Below are 23,352 nucleotides of genomic sequence, written 5' to 3'. Positions count from 1 at the left end.
AAATGGCCTCGTAGCATAACTGAATAGTGCACCACATTACGGCTGTGGAGGTTGCAGGTTTGAATCCTGCCGAGGTCACTACAAACAAAAAAACCTGTTTAATTGATTTTAAACAGGTTTTTTTATGGATTCAATGCTTTTCATCTTCACTCGAAATCAGAAGGATAGCATTTTATATCATTACATCTTTCACGAATCATTTCATAAGCTTTCAAATCACCTAATTCTCCTGCTTTACTTAAGTCCAAGCAACCCTCAGAAAGTTGCCCATACTCAATTCTTAAAACTCCTCTTAAGTAATATGCATCTACATTATCTCTATCCTTTTCAATTATTTTGGTACAGTCATTAATAGCATCCTGGTATGCCTCTAATTGTTGTTTCGCCTGACCGCGTTTATAGTAGGCATCCAAATTATTTTCATTCAATTCGATCGTTTTTGTATAGTCATTAATGGCTCCATAATAATCTTGAAGTAAATATTTGATGTTCCCTCGTTCAAAATAGGCTTCCGAAAAATCTTCTTTTGCCTCAATTGACATATTGTAATCTTTCATTGCACCGTGAACATCGGCAAATTTCTGCTTTATATTACCTCTCATGTAATAGGCCTGATGAGCACTTGGATCTAATTTTATTGCTTCGTTAAAGCTGACAATAGCCTCCATGTATTCTTTCTCCTCAAATTTATTGATTCCGTTTTCAATAAATTCTGCAGCTTTTTTCGTTTGAGCACTAGCGAATGATCCACTAATGGCTACAATAATACCTAAGACTAATATTTTTGATAATCGATTCATAATGAATAAAAAAAGTTATATGATAATAGCTGCAATAATTTTGCCAATATTTCTAGATCGACTTTTTTAATTGCATTATTCAAATATAAAAATAAGTTCAAACAAAATAACAGCTAATTACCTGCTGAACTTACATATTCTATTTCTTTAACGGAAACAACATTTTGTAGTCAGCCGTAACCTTGCCTTTACTGATGTTAGCCAACTTTCCCTTTAAAATACGTTTTTTAAAGGCCGAAACATGATCTGTGAATAATACGCCCTCAATATGATCATACTCATGCTGAATCACCCGAGCTACAAATCCATCAAACTCTTTTTCATGTTCTTCCCAATTTTCATCAAAATACTTGATCCTAATATTCGGTTTCCGATCAACATCTTCCCGAATATTAGGAATACTTAAACAGCCCTCCTCAAAGGCCCATTCTTCACCTTCTTCTTCCAGTATTTCTGGATTTATAAAAGCTTGTTTTACCTGAGGTTCACCTTCTTCTTCAATTGGATCCGTGTCAATCACAAAAAGTCGAAGACTTTTACCAATTTGGGGGGCAGCTAAGCCGACCCCATTAGCATTGTACATGGTTTCAAACATGTCATCTACCAATGCCCCTAAATCTATCTCACCCTTTTCTAAATCTTTTCCTCTTGTTTTAAGTACAGGGTGTCCATATGCTACTATAGGATATATCATAATTAATTCTCTTCTAAAAATTGTTGCAATATAATTGCAGCACTAATTTTATCTATATTACCAGATTTCTTATTTCTTTGTTTCCTTTTTGAGCCGGAACTAATCATAGCTTGCATTGCCTCCTGCGAGCTAAAGCTTTCATCCTGCAAATGTAAAGGCATTGTCGGAAACTTCTTCTTAAAAAGATTAATAAATGCATCTACATGACGAGTAGCATCAGTGGCCTCCCCCTCTTCGTTAGTTGGATATCCACAAACCACAGACTCTACTTCTTCCTGCAGGAAATATTCACTTAAAAATTGAATAAGATCTTTGGAATGAACTGTTTCCATCGGGGAGGCAATTATTTTCAAAGGATCTGTAACTGCCAAACCCACTCTTTTAGTTCCGTAATCAATAGCTAGTACTCTGGGCATTATTAATTAAGACGAATAAGCGAATCAAACTTCTTTCTTACTGACTTTTCCAACATCAGGGCTTTAGGAAAAAGAACTTCATTTTCAATTTTAGCATGCACTTTCAATTTATCTTCAAAACGCTCTAATTCAGAAAAAAGGACTTTTGCATTGAGCGGTGTCGAATCTCCAATCGGATATTGATCCATTAGAAATCGAATCCCTTTCATTTCGTCATCATGCACCTCATGGTCAATTGCAAATTTTTGCATATTAAAATTCGGATACTTGTAAAAAAAGCTAGAAGGGTTTTTCTCTTTATCATCAATAGCTTTTAGCTGCGATATATACTCAAAAAGAGTATCTTCTTCTTCATAAATATGATGTACGAAATCCTCTACAAATAACGGAAAAACATCCTTTATTTCTCTTTCTACGGACAGAACATCAGGATGAGAACTATTCAATTTGTTAACCAACTTCACTAAAAAAGGCAAATCCTTTTTGATAAAAATAAAATGAGTATGCTTTAAATAACTGATAATTAAATCAATAGGAAATGAGAGTAATTTAATATTTTCTATTTCCTGGTTTTGATTAATTCTTTCCAGCTCATTTACTACGTAATGAAGATCAACGCCTTTTGTCTGACACACCTTTTCAAGTGAATCTTCTTCGAATTCGTAGTATTCTATACCTAAATAATAAAGAACTGATGCAAAAACGTAGTTTTCAGCAACTAATTCCTTTATTTTCTTTTGAGAGTATTCCACTTTTACTAATTTAGGTATTTTACAAAGGTAATTTAATTTTAAGGCTTTTCAATCCAACGATTTACTAATTTCCTGCGTTATTTGTTAAAATAAAAATTCTTCAACGAGAATTGAGCAAAAATAATTCGAAGGTTAAATTAAAAAAATCACCTGAATATTTCTTTTTTTGCAAATTCCCTGCGACAAGAAAAAATAAAAAATTGCACATGGATAAAAATAAAAATAGTTCATTTCAAATTAAACTGCCCATAATTATTTTTTCAACATTGGCGGCAGGCATATTAATTGGCGCTACAATGGCCAACCCCTCCTCTAGTAAAGATACTGTTTTAGAGGGAATCACAAGAATAAAAGAAATTCTTTTACAAGTTGATCAAAACTATGTGGAAGAAGTAGATACCGATAAACTTGTAGATAGTGCCATTGAAGGAATCATAAAAGAGTTAGACCCTCACACTTCTTACATTCCAGCTAAGGATTTGGAAATGGTTTCAGCTGATTTAAAAGGGAATTTCGAAGGTATCGGAATAGAGTTTAATATTTTCAATGATACACTTTATGTCGTTGCTCCTTTAAGTGGTGGCCCCTCAGAAACTGCTGGGCTACAGTCTGGTGACAAGATAATTGCAGTGGATGATAAAAATATTGCGGGAGTCGGTTTAACCAACAGACAAGTACATGAGAATTTAAGAGGAGAAAAAGGCAGCGAAGTAGAGTTGAAAATCATGCGATCAGGCTTGAAGGAGCCAGTTGAATACAAAATAATTAGAGATAAAATCCCGCAATATTCTGTGGATGTTAGCTATATGGTTGATGAAGAAATAGGATATATTAAAGTAAGTCGGTTTTCTGCAACTACCTATAATGAATTCATGGAGGCAATGAATAAATTGGAAGGTGAAGGTATGCAGAAATTGATTTTAGATTTACAAGATAATCCTGGGGGTTACATGGATAAAGCCATCAATATGGCAGATGAATTCCTTAAGGATAATGCCATGATAGTCTACACAAAAGGAAAAGAAAAAAGGTATAATTCTGAAGCAAGGGCAATTAAAGACGGAAGCTTTGAAGAAGGTTCTTTAATAGTACTCATCAATGAAGGAAGTGCCTCTGCCTCAGAAATTGTGTCCGGAGCAATCCAAGATAATGACAGGGGCTTAATAGTTGGAAGAAGATCTTTCGGCAAAGGATTAGTGCAAATGCCTGTTTCATTAAAAGACGGATCAGAGCTGAGATTGACTATTTCAAGGTATTATACTCCATCCGGAAGATCAATCCAAAAACCATTTGGTGAAAATCCTGATGAATATAGACAGGAAATGAATGAGAGATATGAACATGGTGAGTACTTTGTAGCTGACAGCATTCATTTTGAAGACTCATTAAAATATACTACTAAGAATGGTAGAATTGTTTATGGTGGAGGAGGGATCATGCCGGATTACTTTGTTCCGCTGGATACTGCAGAAACTTCTACTTATTTAAATAAGCTTTTTTTAAGTAATACCTTGAGACAATACACTTTTTCATATTATGAAAAGAATAAAAAAATGTTGGAAAATATGGGTATGCAAGGATTCATCAATAATTTCCAAGTAACAGATGCAATGCTGAAGGAAATAACATCTCTAGCTTTGACTAACAATGTTGATTTAGATGTCGAAGGTTTCAACAAATCTAAAGAACTAATAAAACTGTACAGCAAGGCTTACATTGCCAGAAATATTTGGAATAACGAAGGCTTCTACCCTATCTTTAACAAACAAAATGAAGTCTTTAAAGAAGCACTTAAACTTTTTGACAAAGCTGAAACATTAGCTAAAAAATAATATTCAGAATTTTTATATTATGGCATACTACGTAAGAAAAGGAAATATTCCACCTAAGAGACATACTCAATTTAGGCAACCAGATGGCAGCCTTTATGCTGAAGAATTAGTAAGTTCCTTGGGTTTTTCGGGTATTTATTCCAACCTATATCATATAAATCCTCCTACACGAGTGAAGGAAATCAAGAATTCTGTGGCTTATGGTACTAAGCCAGATAAGGATTTGACTTTACAACAGATACATCTTAATACCTCAGGGGTGAAAAATACAGGAAGTGACTTCTTGGGTAGCCGAAAAGTCTTGTTAATGAATAAAGATGTTTCCATGGCGCTGTGTATGCCAAGTCGCCAAAGCATGGATTATTATTATAAGAATGCGGAAGCAGATGAATTGTTATTCATTCATGATGGGAGCGGATATATGTACTCTCAATTTGGGAAATTGAAAATTCAAGCTGGTGATTATGTGGTAATTCCCAGAACGACTATTTACAAATTAGAGTGGGAAAGCAGTGAAATTAGATATCTAACTATTGAATCTGCAAGTCCAATCGAAACGGTGAGTAGATACAGAAATAAACTGGGCCAACTTTTAGAGCATTCGCCCTATTGCGAAAGAGATATACATCCACCGCAAGAATTGATTACGGAGGAAACCAAAGGCGATTATCATGTAAAAATCAAAAAAGGTGGTTACATCCATCATTATGTTTATGACCATAGCCCTTTTGATTTAGTAGGCTGGGATGGCTTTTTATATCCGTATACCTTATCCATTCATGATTTTGAACCTATTACAGGAAGAATTCATCAGCCGCCTCCCGTGCATCAAACTTTCCAAGCGGCTGGATACGTAATATGCTCCTTTGTACCAAGGCTATTTGATTACCACCCAGATGCAATTCCTGCACCATATAATCATAGTAATATCGATTCTGATGAAGTATTATATTATGTAGAAGGAAACTTTATGAGTAGAAAAGGAATTGACAGAGGTTCCTTTACGCTTCACCCTGGTGGTTTGCCACATGGACCGCATCCTGGAACTGTTGAGAAAAGTATTGGAGCAAAAGAAACTGAAGAGTTGGCTGTAATGCTAGATACTTTCAAACCGTTATATGTTACAGAAGAAGGTAAAGAATTTATGGACAAGAAATATCCGATGAGTTGGACTGAATAATATCTACTGAAATTTTAAAGTAGAAACCTCACAGCTTGAAAAATCTGTGAGGTTTTTCTTTTTATGAGGAACCGAAATTTAAGATATATGTTATCTTTATCTAATCTATTAAACATTCTAACTACAGTCCATACCTAAACCATGTACGCCATAGTTGATATTGAAACCACTGGAGGCTACGCAGCCCGAAACAGAATATGTGAAATTGCAATTATTTTACATGACGGTGAAAAAGTGGTCAAAGAATATCAATCTTTAATCAATCCTGAGCGTCATATTCCTCCACAATTGTCTGCTATACATGGAATTAATGACCAAATGGTGGAAGAGGCTCCTAAATTCTATGAGGAGGCTAAAACTATTCATGAGCTATTAGAAGGAAATATTTTTGTCGCTCATAGTGTAAATTTCGACTATTCATTTGTTAAGGCTGCATTTCAGGATTTGGGCTATGAGTTGAAATTAAAAAAGCTTTGTACAGTCCGCTTAAGTCGAAAGATATTTCCTGGTCTAAAAAGTTACAGCCTCGGAAACATCTGCGAAAACAGAGGGATCAAAATAAATGACCGACATCGAGCTTTTGGAGACGCTATAGCTACAGCAGAGCTTTTCACCCAATTGGTTCAGCATGATAAAGAGGAGGTGATTAAAAAATCATTGAAAAACAATGCTGCTGTCGCCAATGTACCCGAAAACCTAGATCGAAAAGTGTATGAGGAATTGCCTGAGTCCGCAGGGGTTTACTATTTCTTGAATGCCAAAAATCAAATCATTTATGTTGGCAAAGCTAAAAATATCAAAAAGCGGGTAAGCAGCCATTTTGGTGGAAGTAAATTGGAAGTAGCCAAACAAGCATTTCAAAGTCAGATCCATCATATAGATTACTACTTGACTGGAAATGAATTAATAGCGCTGCTACATGAATCGCATGAAATAAGGAAAAATTGGCCAAGGTATAACAGGGCTCAAAAGAATAACAGCCCTGGATATTCTATCCATCTATATGAAGATCGGCAGGGTTATAAAAGATTGCAACTGGGTCGAAAACAAGCAGGAATGCAAAATTTAATGCGCTTCCCCAACCATGCTTCTGGTTTTAGCTTTTTAACAGAGGCTAGCAAGAAACTCAAAATTTGTCCAAAATTTGCCGGAATACAATCCAGCCCGGGGGCTTGCTTTGATTATAGTCTTAATTTATGTGAAGGAGCATGCACTGGTGAAGAATCTATCGCACAACATAATGAAAAAATTCAAGGTTTTATTGATTACTGCACATCCGAAAAAAGCGATTATTTGCTAATGGGAGCAGGAAGAACTATTGAAGAAAAGGCTTTTGTTTTGGTAGAAGAAGGCTACTACAAAGGCTTTGGGTTTTACAATCAAGAAGAAGCCATAGAGCAGTGGGGAGATTTCAGAAACTATTTAATCCAATACCCTGACCATCCGGAAATTTATAAGATTTTAAGTAGTGAACATGCCACTAAAAATTATAGGAAAATCAAGAAAGAGGCTTTTTTGAAGAGGAAAGAGTCCGTTTAGAATTGACCAAAATGCACATAGAATATCAATTCAATATCACTAAAGGCATTATTATTTACTTTCATTTTCACTCAACTTTTTTCTACTATATAACAAGACTAAAAACTAGCTAAAGCTGGAGATTTAACCACAGAAGAATCAAAAGAACAGCCAAAGGCTGTTTAACCCTGGCTTATATCCTGTAACACAGGACCATCTTGTTATCTTCTTTGAAGTTCAGTTCAATAGACTGCGGTAACTTGATGAAAAAGATACAAGAAATCAAGAAAGTTTAATGCTTCTGCCCTTAATGTCATCGCTGGCTTGTCTGAGCAAGCAGGCTCGCTAAACTTTCCTCCCTCCCTATTTTCCAAGTTGCTCGGAAGTGGTCGATTTAATCCTTTACTATTATAATGCTGAAATTCAATACCTTAAGGCGATTAAAATCTTGTAGACTAATTCCTATATGAGACAATAAAAAAATGACTGGCTATTAATTTCAATATGGTTTCCCATTGGGGGGGGCAGCGGGCTTAAACCTTCTTCATTTTAAAACGCTTCTTCAGTTCTTCCATTTCTTCACGGAAACGTTTATCCACTTGCATCATGTCATTGACTGACTGCACTGCATGAATGACGGTAGAATGGTCTCTGCCTCCAAAATGATAGCCTATAGATTTTAAGGAATGGTTGGTGTGTTCCTTGCAGAAATACATAGAAACCTGACGGGCTATTACTATTTCCTTCTTTCTAGTTTTTGCTTTCAGGTCATCGATTTTCACTGCAAAATGCTCTGCAATGGTTTTTTGAATGAAATCAATGCCTACTTCTGATTCAATATCATGTACAATATTTTTCAAAGTCTGCTTAGCCAACTCTAAATCGATTTCTTTACGATTTAAAGAAGCATGAGCAATCAATGAAATCAAAACACCTTCTAACTCTCTGATGTTAGTATCGACTGAGTAAGCTAAATATTCAATCACATCTTCTGGAATGTGAATACCATCGCTCTCCATTTTATTTTGGATGATGGCTATTCTGGTTTCCAGATCAGGTTGTTGCAAATCAGCGGTTAATCCCCATTTAAATCTGGAAAGCAATCTATCTTCCAGTCCTTTCAAATCCCTAGGTGGACGATCGGATGTCATAATAATTTGCTTACCATTTTGATGCAAGTGATTAAAAATATGAAAGAATATTTCCTGTGTTCTTTCTTTACCTCCTAAAAATTGAACATCATCAATAATTAAAGCATCAATATGTAAATAGTAGTTAGAAAAATCTTGAATTTTATTATTTCTTAAAGCATCGATAAACTGATTTGTGAATTTCTCGGACGAAACATACAAAACGAATTTACCATTCAACGTATCTTTAATTTCATTCCCTATGGCTTGAACCAAATGGGTTTTACCCAGTCCTACTCCGCCATAAATCATCAACGGATTGAATGAGGTTATTCCTGGTTTTTTCGCTACCGCATAACCGGCCGACCTAGCCAATCGATTACAATCTCCTTCAATAAAAGTGTCAAATGTATAATTTGGATTGAGCTGTGAGTTTTGTTGACTCAAATCTACACCATTTAAAGCAAATGGATTCAAAGGCTGCTCCCTTTGCTGTTCCTTTGGTTTGTTAGATTTATTGTTGTTCGGTAAGTTGATAGTAAATGGTTTATACTTATCGTTTCCCTTATCAACAATAACTGAGTATTCTAATCTACCTTCCGGCCCAAGTTCCTGATGAATCACTTTCCGCAGGATATGTACATAGTGCTCCTCTAACCACTCATAGAAGAATTGGCTCGGGACTTGAATCGTTAATACGTTATTTTCAAGCTTAACCGGCTCAATAGGAGAAAACCAAGTGTTAAAACTTTGCTCCCCTACTCCTTCCTTTATGGAGTGAAGACAATTATTCCATACTGACTGACAGTCTTTAACCATTCACACTAATACTTGACGGATTGTTTATTTGAGTTCCCTATTTCCCCTCAGGGCTGACAAAAATGATAAAAAAATAGGGAAGAAAAAAATGCGAATTTACTTGACAAGCTGTTAAATACAATTCAGTCAATTTATGGTTATAAATCACTTGAAAATTCTTTAAAAAATTACATTTTATTATTTGAATAATCTGCTATTGAATCGTAGACACCGTGCAAGAAAATAGTTAAAGATCTTGATTTAAATACCTTTTATAAATTTATCGTTTATTGCTAGAATGAAAAGTGTTAACTTTAACTATTGAAACGACAAAATTGAAAATGAGTAATACAAAATTATTTGAAGATTTTGATAAAAGTTCTGCGATAGACTGGAAAAATCAAATTCTAAAGGAATTAAAAGACAAACCTTTTGAAAATCTGATCACCAAAACTCCAGAGGGCATTTCTATTAAACCGTTTTATCATAAAGATACTTCGGAGGACTCAAAAGTTAACATTCAAAACCAGGTACAAAAGTTCAACGATGCTCTACCAGCCCGTTATTGGGCCAACCAATCAAAGGTAGTGGTCAAGTCCGAAAAAGAGGCTAATCTATCTGCATTGGAAGCATTAAATGGAGGGGCTGAAGGAATTATTTTTGTGATTGAAAAAGCCGACATTAATCTAGATACATTATTAAAAGATATACAGCCAGAGTACTGCATGATTTCATTTGAATCAAATGATCCTTTTTACTCCTTGATTTCTCAATATTTGAATTACATAAGTGCTCACGGTATCGATAGCAAAAAAATAAGCGGTTTTTATCATTGCGACATTATAGAAGGACGAGATGCTGGAATTATAGGGATTAATGCTAAAGATTTCGAAAACATTGCAGAGCTAATCCGACATTCGGATGAATACCCAGATTTCAAGCCGTTATGTATCAGCAGTAACTTATTTCATAATTCAGGATCCAATATTACTAATGAGTTGGGGTTATTGCTAGCAAAATCAGTTGAGTTCTTTGATAAATTAACTGATTTAAAACTAGAACTCAACAAAATATTGAAATCTACAATTTTTTCTTTTGCGGTAGGCAGCAATTACTTTTTTGAGATTGCAAAATTAAAAGCATTTAAGTTTAATCTTTTAAAAATAGCTGAAGCTTATAATAGCAAAATTGGACCTGATGATATTTTCATTCATTGTAACACTAGTATTAGGACAAAATCGGCTTTAGATTTTAACGTTAACCTTTTACGCAATACCAATGAGGCCATGGCTTCAGTAATGGGTGGATGCACGAGTCTTTGGGTTCAGCCGCATGATGAATCAGCAGGAAAACCATCCAGTCCCACCTTTAAAAGAATTGCCTTAAACATATCAAACATATTAAAAGAAGAATCTCATTTAGATAAGATTGTGGACCCAAGCAAGGGGAGTTATTATATTGAAACTCTCATTAAAGAAATATCTTCTGCTTCGTGGAAATTATTCCTAGAACTTGAAGAAGATGGTTCCTATGACCATCATTTTGAGAATGGGAATATTCATCAAATCATTGATACTGATGCAGCGAAAGCAGAACAAAACTTATGGGCTCGCAAAAATTTGATGGTAGGTGCCAATACTTATCAGCTAATAGGAGAAAAAATCAGTGCCTATCTAGATACTGAAGAAAGTGGCAAAAGTCTGGAGGCTAAAAGACTTACCTCTACAATCGAACATATGCGATACCGAGTGGAAAAACTAGTTGAAGAAAAAGGTGAGAATGCTCGACCAATGGCTCAAATAGTTTTGCTCGGCACTGATGCAATTAGCAAAGCAAAATCAGATTTTGCATACAGTTTTTTAGGAATAGCAGGAATTGGCATTTCTTCTGAAAAAATTATTAAAGATTTAGATGAAGAAACGTCAATGGATAAGAAGGCCAAGATCATTGTCTTGTGTTATGCCGAAACTCCTAAAAATTTGTCAAAGTTTATTGCTAAACAGAAGGGATTAGTTTTGATAGCTGGCCAAGAGCCAAACGAAGCCGAATTACAAGATTCCGGTTTGTATGCTTGTATCAATAGAAATGCTGATACAAAGAAATTTTTAGACCAATTATTAAAAGACTTAGGAATAGCGCTGATATGAAATGACGATAAATATTCAAGAGCGAATTTAAATTTACTGCCTGAAGAATATTTATTGCGAATTCCATCCCGATAAATACGGGACAACTTGTGGCAACTAAACAGAAATCATTAACATATGAAACCTGATTTTTCACGAATAAAAACAATAAATACTGATAAAGCTGAAAGCAAGCCCGATTCAAGAGCAGATTGGAAAACTGCAGAGAGCATTTCGGTTCCGCCCATAATTGATGCTTCCACTATTAAAGATGCTGAGCATATTGGATTTATAGCTGGAAAAGCACCTTATTTAAGAGGCCCCTACAGCACCATGTACGTACAAAGACCTTGGACTATCCGTCAATATGCAGGTTTTTCCACTGCAGAAGAATCCAATGAATTCTATCGAAAAAATCTTGCCGCTGGACAAAAAGGGCTTTCCGTAGCTTTTGATTTAGCCACTCATAGAGGATATGACTCAGATCATCCAAGAGTAGAAGGAGATGTAGGAAAAGCGGGAGTGGCAATTGACAGCATTTTGGACATGAAAATTCTGTTCGACCAAATACCCCTAGATAAGATGTCAGTTTCAATGACCATGAATGGTGCCGTAATCCCGGTTATGGCCTTTTACATTGTGGCTGCGGAGGAACAGGGTGTGAAACCTGAGCAACTTTCAGGAACCATTCAAAATGATATCTTGAAGGAATTTATGGTCAGGAATACTTACATATATCCACCGAAGCCTTCTATGAAAATTATTTCCGATATTTTTGAATATAGTAGTAAGAATATGCCCAAATTCAATTCTATCAGTATCAGTGGCTACCATATGCATGAAGCGGGTGCTACTGCTGATTTGGAATTGGCATATACTTTAGCTGACGGATTAGAATATATCAGGGCAGGTTTAAAATCAGGATTAAAAATCGATGAATTTGCTCCCCGCCTATCCTTCTTCTGGGCTATTGGTATGAATCATTTTATGGAAATTGCCAAAATGAGAGCTGGAAGACTATTGTGGGCGAAAATTGTCAAACAATTTAATCCTGAAAACCCTAAATCTTTGGCCTTAAGGACTCACAGCCAAACTTCCGGCTACAGCTTGACAGAGCAAGACCCTTACAATAATGTGGCAAGGACTTATATTGAAGCAAAAGCGGCTGCACTTGGACATACACAATCTTTACATACTAATGCTTTAGATGAAGCTATTGCTTTACCTACTGATTTCTCAGCAAGAATAGCGCGTAATACACAATTATTTTTGCAACATGAAACTCAGATTACTAAAACCGTTGATCCTTGGGGAGGCTCATATTATGTAGAATTCCTTACTGATCAGCTTGTTAAAAAGGCTTGGAAATTGATTGAAGAAGTTGAGGAAATGGGCGGCATGACCAAAGCCATTGAATCTGGATTGCCTAAAATGAGAATAGAGGAAGCTTCGGCCAGAAAGCAGGCGGGTATTGATTCGGGTCGTGAAGTAATTGTAGGGATTAATCGCTATAGAACTGAAGAGGAAAGTGATATAGAATTACGAGAGGTTGATAATACAGCGGTTTTGAAATCTCAAGTAAAACGATTAGAAAAGTTAAAAGCCGACAGAAATGCAAAAGCAGCTCAAAAGGCTTTAGTGGATTTAGCTGAATGTGCTAAAACCGGAAAAGGTAACTTATTGGAATTTGCTGTTGAGGCGGCAAGAAAAAGAGCCACTTTGGGAGAAATATCAGATGCGATGGAAGAATCATTTGGAAGACATAAAGCTACAATCCGCTCTATTCAGGGAGTTTATTCTGGTGAAGCTGGAAACAGTGATGACTTTAAAAAAGCTCAAAAACTAGCTAATCAATTTGCACAATTAGAAGGTAGAAGACCTAGAATATTAATAGCAAAAATGGGACAAGATGGACATGACAGAGGTGCTAAAGTAATTGCTACCAGCTTTGCTGATTTAGGCTTTGATGTGGACATTGGGCCACTTTTCCAAACCCCAGAAGAATCAGCCATGCAAGCAGCTGAAAATGATGTACATATTGTGGGAGCATCAAGTTTAGCAGCCGGACATAAAATGCTAATTCCTAAATTGATCAACGAACTTAAAAGGATTGGCAGAGAAGATATTATGGTAATTGCAGGAGGTGTAATTCCGCCAAAAGACTATGATTACTTGTATGATGCTGGAGTAAGTGCCGTATTTGGTCCGGGTACAAATATTGCGAAAGCAGCAAGTCAGATTTTGGAGAAATTGATGTCTGAGGAGGAAGAAGTTTAATATACCCGAAACTAAGAAATTAATTAGTAGACGAAATTTATAAATAATCAAAAAAAATAAAACTTACATTCATGAGAAAAATAAAAGTTGTTTTAACTGTATTATCACTTGTACTCATATATGCCTGTGGAGGTAATACTGAAGAAAAAACAAATGTATCAGAGACTGAAATAAAAAAGACAGTACAAATAGACTCATTAAGAGCCGTTAATGATAGTTTATTATCTACACTAAACTTACCAGAAGGATTTGAAATTTCCATTTATGCTGAAGTTGAAAATGCACGCTCAATGGCATTATCCGAAAATGGAACTTTGTTTGTTGGGAACAGAGGAGAAGATAAAGTTTATGCGGTGCAAGACACCGATGGAGATGGAATAGCAGATAAAAAATATATTTTGGCTGACAGCTTAAATATGCCAAATGGAGTTGCCTTTAAAGATGGTGATTTGTACGTGGCTGAGGTAAACAGAATCTTAAAGTTTTCAGACATTGAGAACAATTTAGAAAGCCCGGTTTACGAGGTGATTTTTGACGATTATCCAACAGACAAGCATCACGGTTGGAAATATATTGCTTTTGGCCCTGATGGAAAATTATATGTACCAGTTGGTGCGCCATGCAATATTTGCAATAACCCTGATAAACCCATTTATGCCAGCATTACTCGAATGAATCCTGATGGAACTGAAATGGAGGTATACGCAGAGGGAGTTAGAAATTCAGTAGGTTTTACCTGGCATCCTGAAACTCAGGATTTATACTTCACTGATAATGGCAGAGATATGATGGGTGATAATATACCTCCATGTGAACTTAATGTTGCCACAGAAAAAGGACAGCATTTTGGCTATCCTTTTTGCCATGGAGGTGACATACCTGATCCTGAGTTTGGAGGCTTGAGAGACTGTGATGAATTTAAAAAGCCTTACAGAAACCTTGGCCCTCACGTAGCCCCACTGGGAATCAAGTTCTATACTGCTGATTTATTTCCTGAAAAATATATAAACCAAATTTTCATAGCAGAGCACGGTAGTTGGAATCGTTCTAAAAAAATAGGCTATCGAATTCAGATGGTGAGCAACACTGATGCCGGTGAACCTACTTATGAAACTTTCATAGACGGTTGGTTAAATCACGAAGAGCAAGATGCTTGGGGCAGACCTGTGGATGTTATATTAAATGATAAAGGCGAAATGCTAATATCAGATGACTTAAGAGGACTGATTTATAAAGTGACATATAAAGGATAATTTTAGTTCTAATTTAAAAATAGAAAAGGTTGAGTTATTCAAAACTCAACCTTTTTTTTGCTAAAATTTTCAAAGGTTTTTTATCACCTTGAAGATTAAATTTTACAAATATTTTCTACAATGCCATAGAATTATAATACCAATACTGTAGCAGTCCAGGCATATGGCTTTAAGTTTCTTCCAATCTTTTTTCTTGATAAAAAAGATAGAAAAAATCAAGAAAGTTTAATGCACCTACGCACAACTCCAACGCTGGCTTGTCTGAGCAAGCAGGCCCGCTAAACTCTCCCCCCTCCCGCCTTTCCGAGTTCCTCAGAAGTGGTCGAGATATTTCATTAGCTTCATTTAATACTAAAAGCATTATTATTTGTCTTGAAATATTGTTTATACACTTAATCCACAATTATAAATAGTTCAATTAGTGCTAGGTCTGCTTCCTAAATTGGAAACAGTACTTATCAATCATTCGGAGGTGTAATCATAATATGTGCTCGATGAGTTCCAGGGTTCATAATCCATGCACCACCGGGTACCAAGGGTCGGATTGGCAAGCCGGTTGATTCTGCTGTGGCAAACGGAATATAAACAACATATCGCAAATTAGCATTGTCAACTTTACCAGTCTCAACATTATATTTCCCCTCTTTTCCTGATAAAACATGAAGAGTAGTTGGATTTTCAGGCATTTTTAGTTCACCAGATTTCGCCTCTTTTTCTCTAATCTCAAAGATTGCATCAGGTCTTTTGCCTTCCGCTCTTAATTCATCTCCTCTTTTCATAAATGGATGAAGATCTTTATGATAACAAGCAACACTAAACCCTTCTTTATTGGGATCATCTGCTATGCAAATTTGCTCGTTTGTTCCTTCTCGCAAAAGAACCTTATTACCATCTTTATCAAAACCATAAACAGTAGCCCCTGCCTGTTTTTCTGGTGGAGCTGCTTGCACAGCAGCAGCAATCTGACCTTCTTTATCAGGGATTTGGGCCTGACATGATAAAAGGCTAAAAATAAAAATTGGAAGCAGGAAAAGTAGTTTCATTTTTAAAATATTTTGAATTGAATAAAAAGTATAATTACAAGTTAATCAAATAGATTAAATTATCTAAATCAAGTAATAAGGCTTTAAATTAAAGGCTTTCAAAGTTATCATCTTGGTACGGGATAAAGAAATAACTATAATTGTATTTCCAAAAACCATTGTAAAATGAACATTAAAAATTTCACGCCTCATATTGTTGCCGTTGTCATATTCATAATCATAAATATATTTATGTATTGGCCCATCTTTATGGAAAATCAGGAACTCAATCAAAATGATGTTATTCAAGGGAAAAGTGCCAATCAGGAAATAAACGAATTTCGCGAACAGACAGGTGAGGAAGCATTATGGACCAACAGCATGTTCAGTGGAATGCCTGCTTATTTGATCAATGTTCAATGGTCAGGGGAGTTACTGAAATATATCCCTAGAACTATAGAAAAAATAATCCCTACCCCAGCTAGCCATACATTTATTGCAATGTTGTCATTTTATATACTGCTTTTAGTTTTTAAAGTGAACCCATATTTAGCAATAGGAGGAGGATTGGCATACGGGCTCAATAGCTTTTTTCTGATTTCAGTGGAAGCAGGCCACATTTGGAAAGTAGCCGCTATTAGTTGGATGCCAGCTGTATTGGCAGGAATTGTCCTAGCCTTTCAAAAGAAGTATTTATGGGCTTTTATAATTACAGCGCTCACGATGGCATTAGAAATCCGTTCTAACCATCTTCAAATCACCTATTATTTATTATTGGTAGTTTTAGTATTTGGACTCTTACAATTAATAGCCGCCATCAAAAATAAAACCTTGCCTGATTTTGGAAAAGCTATTGGAGTTCTGGCTATTGCCGTATTGCTTGGTTTGGGTGCGAATCTTGGTAAAGTTTGGACTGCTTATGAATACGGGAAATATTCAATTAGAGGAGAAGCAGAATTAAGTTCAAATACTGAATCCTCAGGTGGATTAGATCGAAGTTATGCTTTTGCATGGAGTAATGGAATAATGGAACCTTTTACTTTTTTAATCCCTAATTTTTTTGGAGGAGCTAGTCAAGAAGAAATATCAACGGATTCAGATTTAGCAAAAGGATTACAATCCAGAGGCGCTGGAACTGGACAAATCCGGTCCTTTGTGAAAAATGTTCCAACCTATTGGGGGGATCAGCCTTTCACTAGTGGCCCCTATTATATGGGAGCTATTATTATATTCTTATTTATACTGGGAATAATTTTTGTCAAAGGTCCAATTAAATGGTGGCTAGTTACTGCATCAGCACTAGGCATCATTCTTTCTTGGGGAAAAAACTTTGAAGTGTTCAACTACTTTATGTTTGATTATTTCCCTGGCTACAATAAATTTCGCGCAGTCTCCATGACTGTGGCTATGCCTTTTTTATGTATGCCTCTTTTAGGTTTCTTAGGAATCAAGGAATTGAGAAATGCTAATTGGCCTAAGGTAAAAAAACAGTTTTTGACTACAATAGCAATAGCTGCAGGTTTATGTTTGTTATTCGTAATAGGCTCCTTTATGATGGGATTCCGTGGAGCAGTAGATGCGCAGTTAGGTGATCAACCTTGGTTAGTGGATTTGATTAGAGAACAAAGGGCATCTATGTTAAGAACTGATGCTTTCCGTTCTTTCTTTTTTATCATCGCAACAGGGGGGATTCTTTATTTTTGGAAAGAAAATAAACTCAAAGATGGTCTTGCAATCGGATTAGTAGTGGCAGTTATAGCAATTGATTTAATTCCAGTTTCAAAAAGATACTTAAATGAAGATAACTTTGTAAAGGAAAATAGAGGTGAATTGATAACTAAAACCGAAGCAGATAAAAGAATTTTGCAAGATGACGGACATTACAGGGTGTTAAATCTCAACAACCCATTCAATGAAGCTCGTACCTCTTATTATCATTCCTCCGTTGGCGGTTATCACGGGGCGAAAATGAGGAGATATCAAGATTTGATAGAAAATCATTTGCAAAATGAGATGAGCATAATGGTGGAAAAATTACGAAGTGGTGATTCTGACTTATCCAATTTCGGGATCATCAACATGCTCAATACAAAATATATCAAATTCGGTAACCAAGCTGGACAAGTAATCCCAAATCAGCAAGCAAATGGAAATGCATGGTTTGTAGAAGAGGTTAAAACAGTTTCAAATCCGGATGAAGAAATCGAAAAATTGGGAAATATAAATACAAAGCAAGAAGCAGTTGTCAATACTGATCGATTTGATTTATCGCAGGAGGTAATTTCAAAAGGTGAAATAGAACTGATTTCTTATGCTCCAAACGAATTAATTTACACCAGTAATAATAATTCAAATGGTTTAGCAGTGTTTTCAGAAATTTATTATCCCAAAGGATGGAAAGCATATATTGATGGTAAAGAAACTGATATCCTTCAAGTAAATTATGTTTTAAGAGGCTTGGAAATCCCGTCTGGCAATCATGAAATTAGATTTGACTTTAAGCCAGATGCTTACTTTATCGGTAACAAGGTGATGTTGGGAAGTTCAATTGTGATCTTTATTTTATTAATTGGAGGGTTAGCTTATCAGATTAGGAAATCCTTATGAAAAAAGTATTGATCATTACTTATTATTGGCCACCGTCTGGAGGGATAAGTGTATTAAGGTCATTAAAAATCGCTAAATATTTAAGAGAATTTGGTTGGGAGCCAGTAATTTATACTGCTGAAAATGCCCATTACCCTTATTATGATGAGGGAGGATATGATGATATCCCCAAAGGGATTACCATTTTGAAACAGCCTATAATTGAACCATTTAAAGTTTTTAAATGGCTTACCAGAAGAAAAAAAGAAGACGCATTGAATTCCATAGTGCAGGTTCGTGATAAAAAGCAAAACTTCTTAGACAAATTAGGCATTTGGATTAGGGGAAATTTCTTTATTCCAGATGCTAGAAGTCTTTGGATTAATCCTTCAGTGAAATATTTAAAAAAATATCTGAAGGTTAATCCTGTTGATGCAATATTCTCTGATGGTCCCCCACATACCAATAACCGAATTGCTTACTTTCTATCAAAAGATTTAGAAATTCCTTGGTTAGCTGATTTTCAAGACCCATGGACACAAGCTGATTATTACCAGATGATGTATATTACAAAATTTGCTGATAAAATACATTCAATAATGGAGCAGGGTATTTTTCAGCAAGCAAAAAAAATCACCATAGCCAGCCCTACTTGGAAAAAAGAACTGGAGTCAATTGGAGCAAAAAACGTGGATGTGATTTATTATGGCTATGATGAGGACGATTTCAAATCCTTAGAGAAAAATCAAAATGATGAATATTTTGATATAGTCCATATTGGTTTACTAGGAATTGATAGAAACCCTGTAGGATTAATTGACGAATTATCGAAAATTGAAACTAATAGGAAAATTAGAATTATACTTGCTGGGCAAGTTGATCAACAGGTACAGAAGGAGTTGAACGACAACTCAAAAATCGAAGTAATTTACAAAGGAATAATATCAAGAAAACGATCTTTACAATTAGCAATGAATGCCCATCTACTATTATTACCTTTAAATAAAGCTGATAATGCAGAGGGTAGATTACCAGGTAAATTATATGAATATTTACGTACGTACAATCCCATTCTATGCTTAGGGAAATCCAATGGCGATGCCTCCAAAATTATTAATAAGTGTAAAATTGGAAGTAGTTTTGAATATGAAGATATAAAAGGAATTAGGAATTTTATTGAAGATTTGATTCAAAAACCTAACGCAATAAATGTGGATAAAAAAGAAATAGAGACATACTCCAATAAACAACAAACGCAAAAGATATCTCATTACCTGAATGAAATCCATGAACAATAAGCCCAAAAAGTTAAAGATATTTTGTTTTCTTGATAAAGCTGTGGGCAGGGATACAGAAATAGTACTTCCTGTTTTATACGGCTTGGAAAAGGCTATTAATTGTGAACTTACAGTATTGTTTATATGGGATATCCATAAGATTAAAATAGAAAAACCAGATTTAATTATTTTACCAAACGCAAAAGGGCATCATATGTATTTTGAAATAGCAAAATATGCCTACCAATGCGGAATTAAGGTTTTTGCCTTAGAATCAGAAGGTAATTTTAGAACAGATGGAAGCTTTCCATATTGGGGGTACAATAAAGATCAATTCTTTTATCAAGAATGGGTTACATGTTGGTCTGAAAGAACGCAAGAATTTATAAAGAAAATAGCTCCAAATGAGCAAAAGGAGAAAATTGTATTGACTGGCGCAACAGGATTTGACCGATATGTTTATGGAAAATTCATGCAAAGAGATGTTTTTCTAAAAAAATATAACAAAGAAAAATACACCAAAATTATTGGCTACGCTGGTTGGGGATTTGGAAAGATATACAGCGCTCATAAGGATGTTGCATTAAACCATATTTTCCCAAATGATAAAGAAAAACGTTTCGAATGGGTGAAAAAATACAGAGTATATGTTCGAGACATACTGAAGCTAGCCATTGAAAATAATCCTGACATTCTATTCGTTTTTAAAAGACATCCCAAAGAAGCATTTGAATCTGATTTATCCGAAGGGCCAAACGAAATGAATGAGTTACTGGACTATGACAATGTATTGTATTTTTGGCATAAAGAGCAAATACATGACCTTATCAATGTATCGGATTTTTGGATGGGATTTGAGACCACCACATCATTAGAAGGCTGGATGTTAGGAAAACAAACTATTTTAATTAATGATGGAACCGATTTCCCTAGAAACAACCTTCATATTGGCTCTCCAAAGGTTTCTAATTACACAGAACTTCAAGAGGTAATCGATGAATACTACATTACTCAAGACATCAAAATATTTAGTCGGCCTGAGCTCCAAAAAAACAGAGCATTTTTAATTCATGATACCATAGGTTATGCAGATGGTAAAAATCATTTGCGAGCGCTCTATTTTTTAATTAAAACTTTAAATAAAATTGAACCTGGGGAATCAAAACCCAAACTTAACCTCCGTCATCTAAGGCTATACTTTTTAATGCATTTTGGTAAATATTTTTTCAATAAAAACATATTTGCCAAGCTGCCCTATTTTAGAAAGACGATTTATGTTTTTGAGAGCATGAATTTAACCGGCTTTGAAAGCAGGAGAAAAGAATATTGGAAGACTATGGATGAATTCTACAAAAAACACCATATTGAGGAAAAATTAAATAAGCAGGATTGGGAATCAATTTTCCCTTTAGATTTTGTGAATCAGCAACAAAATGGCTAGTCAGTTAAGAAAACATTTGAAGTTTACTTGGAAAAACCGTTGGCGATCATTCCAAGAAAGAAAGCGAATTGGCTTTTTAGGAGAACAGGTTTTCTTTGATAAAAATGTAGAATTACAGCGTTTTCCTAAAAACATTTCTATTGATAATTATGCAGTTTTAAAAGAAGGAAGTCGCATTTGTGCTTGCAATGAAACGGCTAAAATTAGCATAGGTAAAAACGCTACCGTTGGATTTCATACCTTTATTTTTGCCTCAGAAAACATCAAAATTGGAGATGATTGCCTGATTGCTCCATTTGTTTATATAGTGGATAGTGATCACACTGCAAAAAAAGGAACACTTATCAACCAACAGCCAAATGTCACGGATCCAGTTTCCATTGGCAATGATGTTTGGATTGGAACTGGAGCAAAAATTTTAAAAGGAACTACCATTGAAGATGGGGCAGTAATTGCCGCAGGAGCAGTAGTATCAGGGCATATAAAAAGTAATGAAATCTTTGGTGGAATTCCAGCTAAGAAAATCAGTGAAAGAAAATGAAAGTAGGGATTATAGTCATTTGCCGATTTAATTCTTCCAGATTGCCAGGGAAAATATTAAAAGAAATCAATGGAAAACCATTGCTCGCTTACATTCTTGAAAGGTTGCAACAATCCAACTACCATAAAAACATAGTGATTGCCACTTCAAACCAAGTTACCGATGAGCCAATAGTTGAATATTGTGAAAAGCACAATATCCCATATTTTAAAGGTGATTTGAAAAATGTAAGCCAAAGATTTGCAGATTGCTTGCAACATTTCAATTTTGATTATGGGGTGAGAATAAATGGTGATAATATTTTTACGGATGCACAATTGGTAGATAAAGCAATTGATTTAGCATTGGAAAATAATTACGACTTTGTATCCAACGTAAAAGGCAGAACGTTCCCAACAGGCATGAGCGTGGAAGTAGTTTCTTCTTCATTTTATCAGCAGCAAATCAAAAAATTTAAAGAAGAATCTCATCGAGAGCATGTTACACTATATTTTTATGAGAATGAAAATCTGGGTAAGTTTCATTTCTTCAAAAATAAAGAAATGGAAGAAGCAAAAGGTTTAAAAATGGCGGTAGATACCCAAAATGATTTTAACTTTGTAAGTTCAATCATAAAAAATATGGACAATCCTCATTTTACTTATGATTGGAAGGCTATAACAAAAATGTATTTGAATGCAGAATAATTGGAAGGGAAAGCACGGCCCGTTGTTAATTGCAGAAATTGGCGGTAATCATGAAGGTAATTTTGAATATGCCAAAAAACTAACCCAATTAGCAATTGATTCTGGTGCTGATTATGTAAAATTTCAAATATACACAGGCGATGGATTGGTAAGTAAACTGGAAAGTCCTGACCGAAACCAGCATTTCAAAAAATTTGAGTTAAATCCAGAGCAACATATTGAATTAGCAGAAATGTGCCATAATCAAAAAGTGGGCTATACTGCCTCAGTATGGAATTTTGATGCATTGGAGTGGATAAATCCTTATATGGATTTTTTCAAAGTGGGTTCTGGTGATTTGACTGCATACCCGATGTTGAGGGAATTAGCAAAATATCAAAAGCCTATTTTGATTTCAACTGGATTAGCAAGCGAGAAGGAAGTGGTAGAAGCCATTGACTTTTTAAGGCAACAAAATGACTTCTACAAAAACGAAGAAAACATAGCGGTTTTGCAATGTACTTCTATGTACCCTATCAATAATTCTGATGCCAATTTAAATGTGATGCATCGCTTTAAGGAATTATTAAATTGTGCCGTTGGATATTCAGATCATACAGAAGGTAATTATGCTATGGAAATTGCAGTTGCTATGGGTGCTGAAGTGTTGGAATTTCATTTTACAGACGATAGAACTGGCAAAACTTTCAGGGATCATAAAGTATCGCTTACCAAAGACGAGGTGCAGGAATTAATTCAGAAAATTAAATTAATCAATACCTTGAAAGGTGCCTCAGAAAAGAAAGCCTTGCCAATTGAAATAAATAATGGGCACGACAAATCATTTCGAAGGGCGGTGTATCCATTAAAAGACATTAAAAAAGGAGAAATTTTAAGTGAAAAAGACTTAACAGTATTAAGACCATTTCATGGAATTGATGCTAGGGAATACGACCAATTAATTGGTAAAAAAGCATTACAAGATTTAGAAAAATATCAGAAATTAAGTTGGGATTATTTTGAATAACCCACATAAATAAAAAT

18 protein-coding genes and 1 tRNA gene are annotated in these 23,352 nt (G+C 35.1%); 13 read left to right on the top strand and 6 right to left on the bottom strand.

Annotated features, from left to right (window positions below):
- Window positions 1–4: 4 nt before the first annotated feature.
- A tRNA-Arg gene (locus AAC601_RS18650) sits at window positions 5–78 on the top strand.
- Between the two features lie 68 nt (window positions 79–146).
- On the opposite strand, the gene AAC601_RS18645 is transcribed toward AAC601_RS18650, so the two are convergent.
- The 4 genes from AAC601_RS18645 to AAC601_RS18630 all read right to left on the bottom strand — a co-directional run bounded on the left by AAC601_RS18645 (window position 147) and on the right by AAC601_RS18630 (window position 2,662).
- On the bottom strand, window positions 147–800 hold the full coding sequence (locus tag AAC601_RS18645; protein ID WP_303268503.1) for a tetratricopeptide repeat protein: 654 nt from the start codon (window positions 798–800) through the stop codon (window positions 147–149).
- A gap of 139 nt (window positions 801–939) precedes the next feature.
- A complete protein-coding gene (gene def / locus AAC601_RS18640; RefSeq protein WP_303268502.1) occupies window positions 940–1,494 on the bottom strand; it encodes a peptide deformylase in 555 nt (184 codons plus the stop codon).
- A gap of 2 nt (window positions 1,495–1,496) precedes the next feature.
- A complete protein-coding gene (ruvX, locus tag AAC601_RS18635; protein WP_303268501.1) occupies window positions 1,497–1,910 on the bottom strand; it encodes a Holliday junction resolvase RuvX in 414 nt (137 codons plus the stop codon).
- Window positions 1,911–1,912: 2 nt separating this feature from the next.
- On the bottom strand, window positions 1,913–2,662 hold the full coding sequence (locus AAC601_RS18630) for an iron-sulfur cluster repair di-iron protein (RefSeq protein ID WP_303268500.1): 750 nt from the start codon (window positions 2,660–2,662) through the stop codon (window positions 1,913–1,915).
- A gap of 206 nt (window positions 2,663–2,868) precedes the next feature.
- On the opposite strand from AAC601_RS18630, the gene AAC601_RS18625 reads away from it, so the two are divergent.
- The 3 genes from AAC601_RS18625 (at window position 2,869) to AAC601_RS18615 (ending at window position 7,213) form a co-directional block, all read left to right on the top strand.
- The gene (locus tag AAC601_RS18625; RefSeq protein ID WP_303268498.1) at window positions 2,869–4,494 is read left to right on the top strand and encodes a S41 family peptidase; all 1,626 of its coding nucleotides are present in this window, start codon (window positions 2,869–2,871) and stop codon (window positions 4,492–4,494) included.
- A gap of 19 nt (window positions 4,495–4,513) precedes the next feature.
- On the top strand, window positions 4,514–5,674 hold the full coding sequence (locus AAC601_RS18620; protein WP_303268497.1) for a homogentisate 1,2-dioxygenase: 1,161 nt from the start codon (window positions 4,514–4,516) through the stop codon (window positions 5,672–5,674).
- 141 nt (window positions 5,675–5,815) lie between these two features.
- Window positions 5,816–7,213: an exonuclease domain-containing protein gene (locus AAC601_RS18615; RefSeq protein WP_303268496.1), complete on the top strand. Its 1,398-nt coding sequence runs from the start codon at window positions 5,816–5,818 to the stop codon at window positions 7,211–7,213.
- A 512-nt stretch (window positions 7,214–7,725) separates the two neighbouring features.
- Here AAC601_RS18615 and dnaA read toward each other — a convergent pair.
- A complete protein-coding gene (dnaA, locus tag AAC601_RS18610; RefSeq protein ID WP_013452169.1) occupies window positions 7,726–9,141 on the bottom strand; it encodes a chromosomal replication initiator protein DnaA in 1,416 nt (471 codons plus the stop codon).
- Window positions 9,142–9,461: 320 nt separating this feature from the next.
- Between dnaA and AAC601_RS18605 the strand changes: the two genes are divergently transcribed.
- The 3 genes from AAC601_RS18605 to AAC601_RS18595 all read left to right on the top strand — a co-directional run bounded on the left by AAC601_RS18605 (window position 9,462) and on the right by AAC601_RS18595 (window position 14,776).
- A complete protein-coding gene (locus AAC601_RS18605; protein ID WP_303268494.1) occupies window positions 9,462–11,267 on the top strand; it encodes a methylmalonyl-CoA mutase family protein in 1,806 nt (601 codons plus the stop codon).
- Window positions 11,268–11,384: 117 nt separating this feature from the next.
- Window positions 11,385–13,523, top strand: coding sequence for a methylmalonyl-CoA mutase (scpA, locus tag AAC601_RS18600; protein WP_340154082.1), 2,139 nt, complete (start codon window positions 11,385–11,387; stop codon window positions 13,521–13,523).
- 71 nt (window positions 13,524–13,594) lie between these two features.
- On the top strand, window positions 13,595–14,776 hold the full coding sequence (locus AAC601_RS18595) for a sorbosone dehydrogenase family protein (protein WP_303268490.1): 1,182 nt from the start codon (window positions 13,595–13,597) through the stop codon (window positions 14,774–14,776).
- A gap of 458 nt (window positions 14,777–15,234) precedes the next feature.
- Here the strand turns inward: AAC601_RS18595 and AAC601_RS18590 are convergent, their stop codons facing one another.
- On the bottom strand, window positions 15,235–15,819 hold the full coding sequence (locus AAC601_RS18590; protein WP_303268488.1) for a hypothetical protein: 585 nt from the start codon (window positions 15,817–15,819) through the stop codon (window positions 15,235–15,237).
- A 165-nt stretch (window positions 15,820–15,984) separates the two neighbouring features.
- On the opposite strand from AAC601_RS18590, the gene AAC601_RS18585 reads away from it, so the two are divergent.
- From AAC601_RS18585 to AAC601_RS18560, 6 genes are read left to right on the top strand one after another with little or no spacing between them, the layout of a single operon-like run.
- Complete coding sequence (locus AAC601_RS18585; RefSeq protein WP_340154081.1) at window positions 15,985–18,405, top strand: YfhO family protein; 2,421 nt, start codon at window positions 15,985–15,987, stop codon at window positions 18,403–18,405.
- Entirely contained in the window at window positions 18,402–19,682 is a 1,281-nt protein-coding gene (locus AAC601_RS18580) for a hypothetical protein (RefSeq protein ID WP_303268485.1), read from the top strand. Before AAC601_RS18585 ends, AAC601_RS18580 begins: the two co-directional genes overlap by 4 nt.
- Window positions 19,672–21,102, top strand: a complete 1,431-nt coding sequence (locus tag AAC601_RS18575) for a hypothetical protein (RefSeq protein ID WP_303268484.1) — start codon at window positions 19,672–19,674, stop codon at window positions 21,100–21,102. The genes AAC601_RS18580 and AAC601_RS18575 overlap by 11 nt, the downstream gene beginning before the upstream one ends.
- Complete coding sequence (locus AAC601_RS18570; protein ID WP_303268483.1) at window positions 21,095–21,643, top strand: acyltransferase; 549 nt, start codon at window positions 21,095–21,097, stop codon at window positions 21,641–21,643. Before AAC601_RS18575 ends, AAC601_RS18570 begins: the two co-directional genes overlap by 8 nt.
- On the top strand, window positions 21,640–22,329 hold the full coding sequence (locus tag AAC601_RS18565) for an NTP transferase domain-containing protein (RefSeq protein WP_303268482.1): 690 nt from the start codon (window positions 21,640–21,642) through the stop codon (window positions 22,327–22,329). The genes AAC601_RS18570 and AAC601_RS18565 overlap by 4 nt, the downstream gene beginning before the upstream one ends.
- Entirely contained in the window at window positions 22,319–23,335 is a 1,017-nt protein-coding gene (locus AAC601_RS18560; protein ID WP_303268481.1) for an N-acetylneuraminate synthase family protein, read from the top strand. Before AAC601_RS18565 ends, AAC601_RS18560 begins: the two co-directional genes overlap by 11 nt.
- Window positions 23,336–23,352 lie beyond the last annotated feature (17 nt).

The sequence above is a fragment of the uncultured Marivirga sp. genome, assembly GCF_963974845.1.
Taxonomy (GTDB): Bacteria; Bacteroidota; Bacteroidia; order Cytophagales; family Cyclobacteriaceae; genus Marivirga; species Marivirga harenae.
Note: the sequence above shows the minus strand (reverse complement) of the source record. Positions and strands in the feature narration are given on the sequence as shown.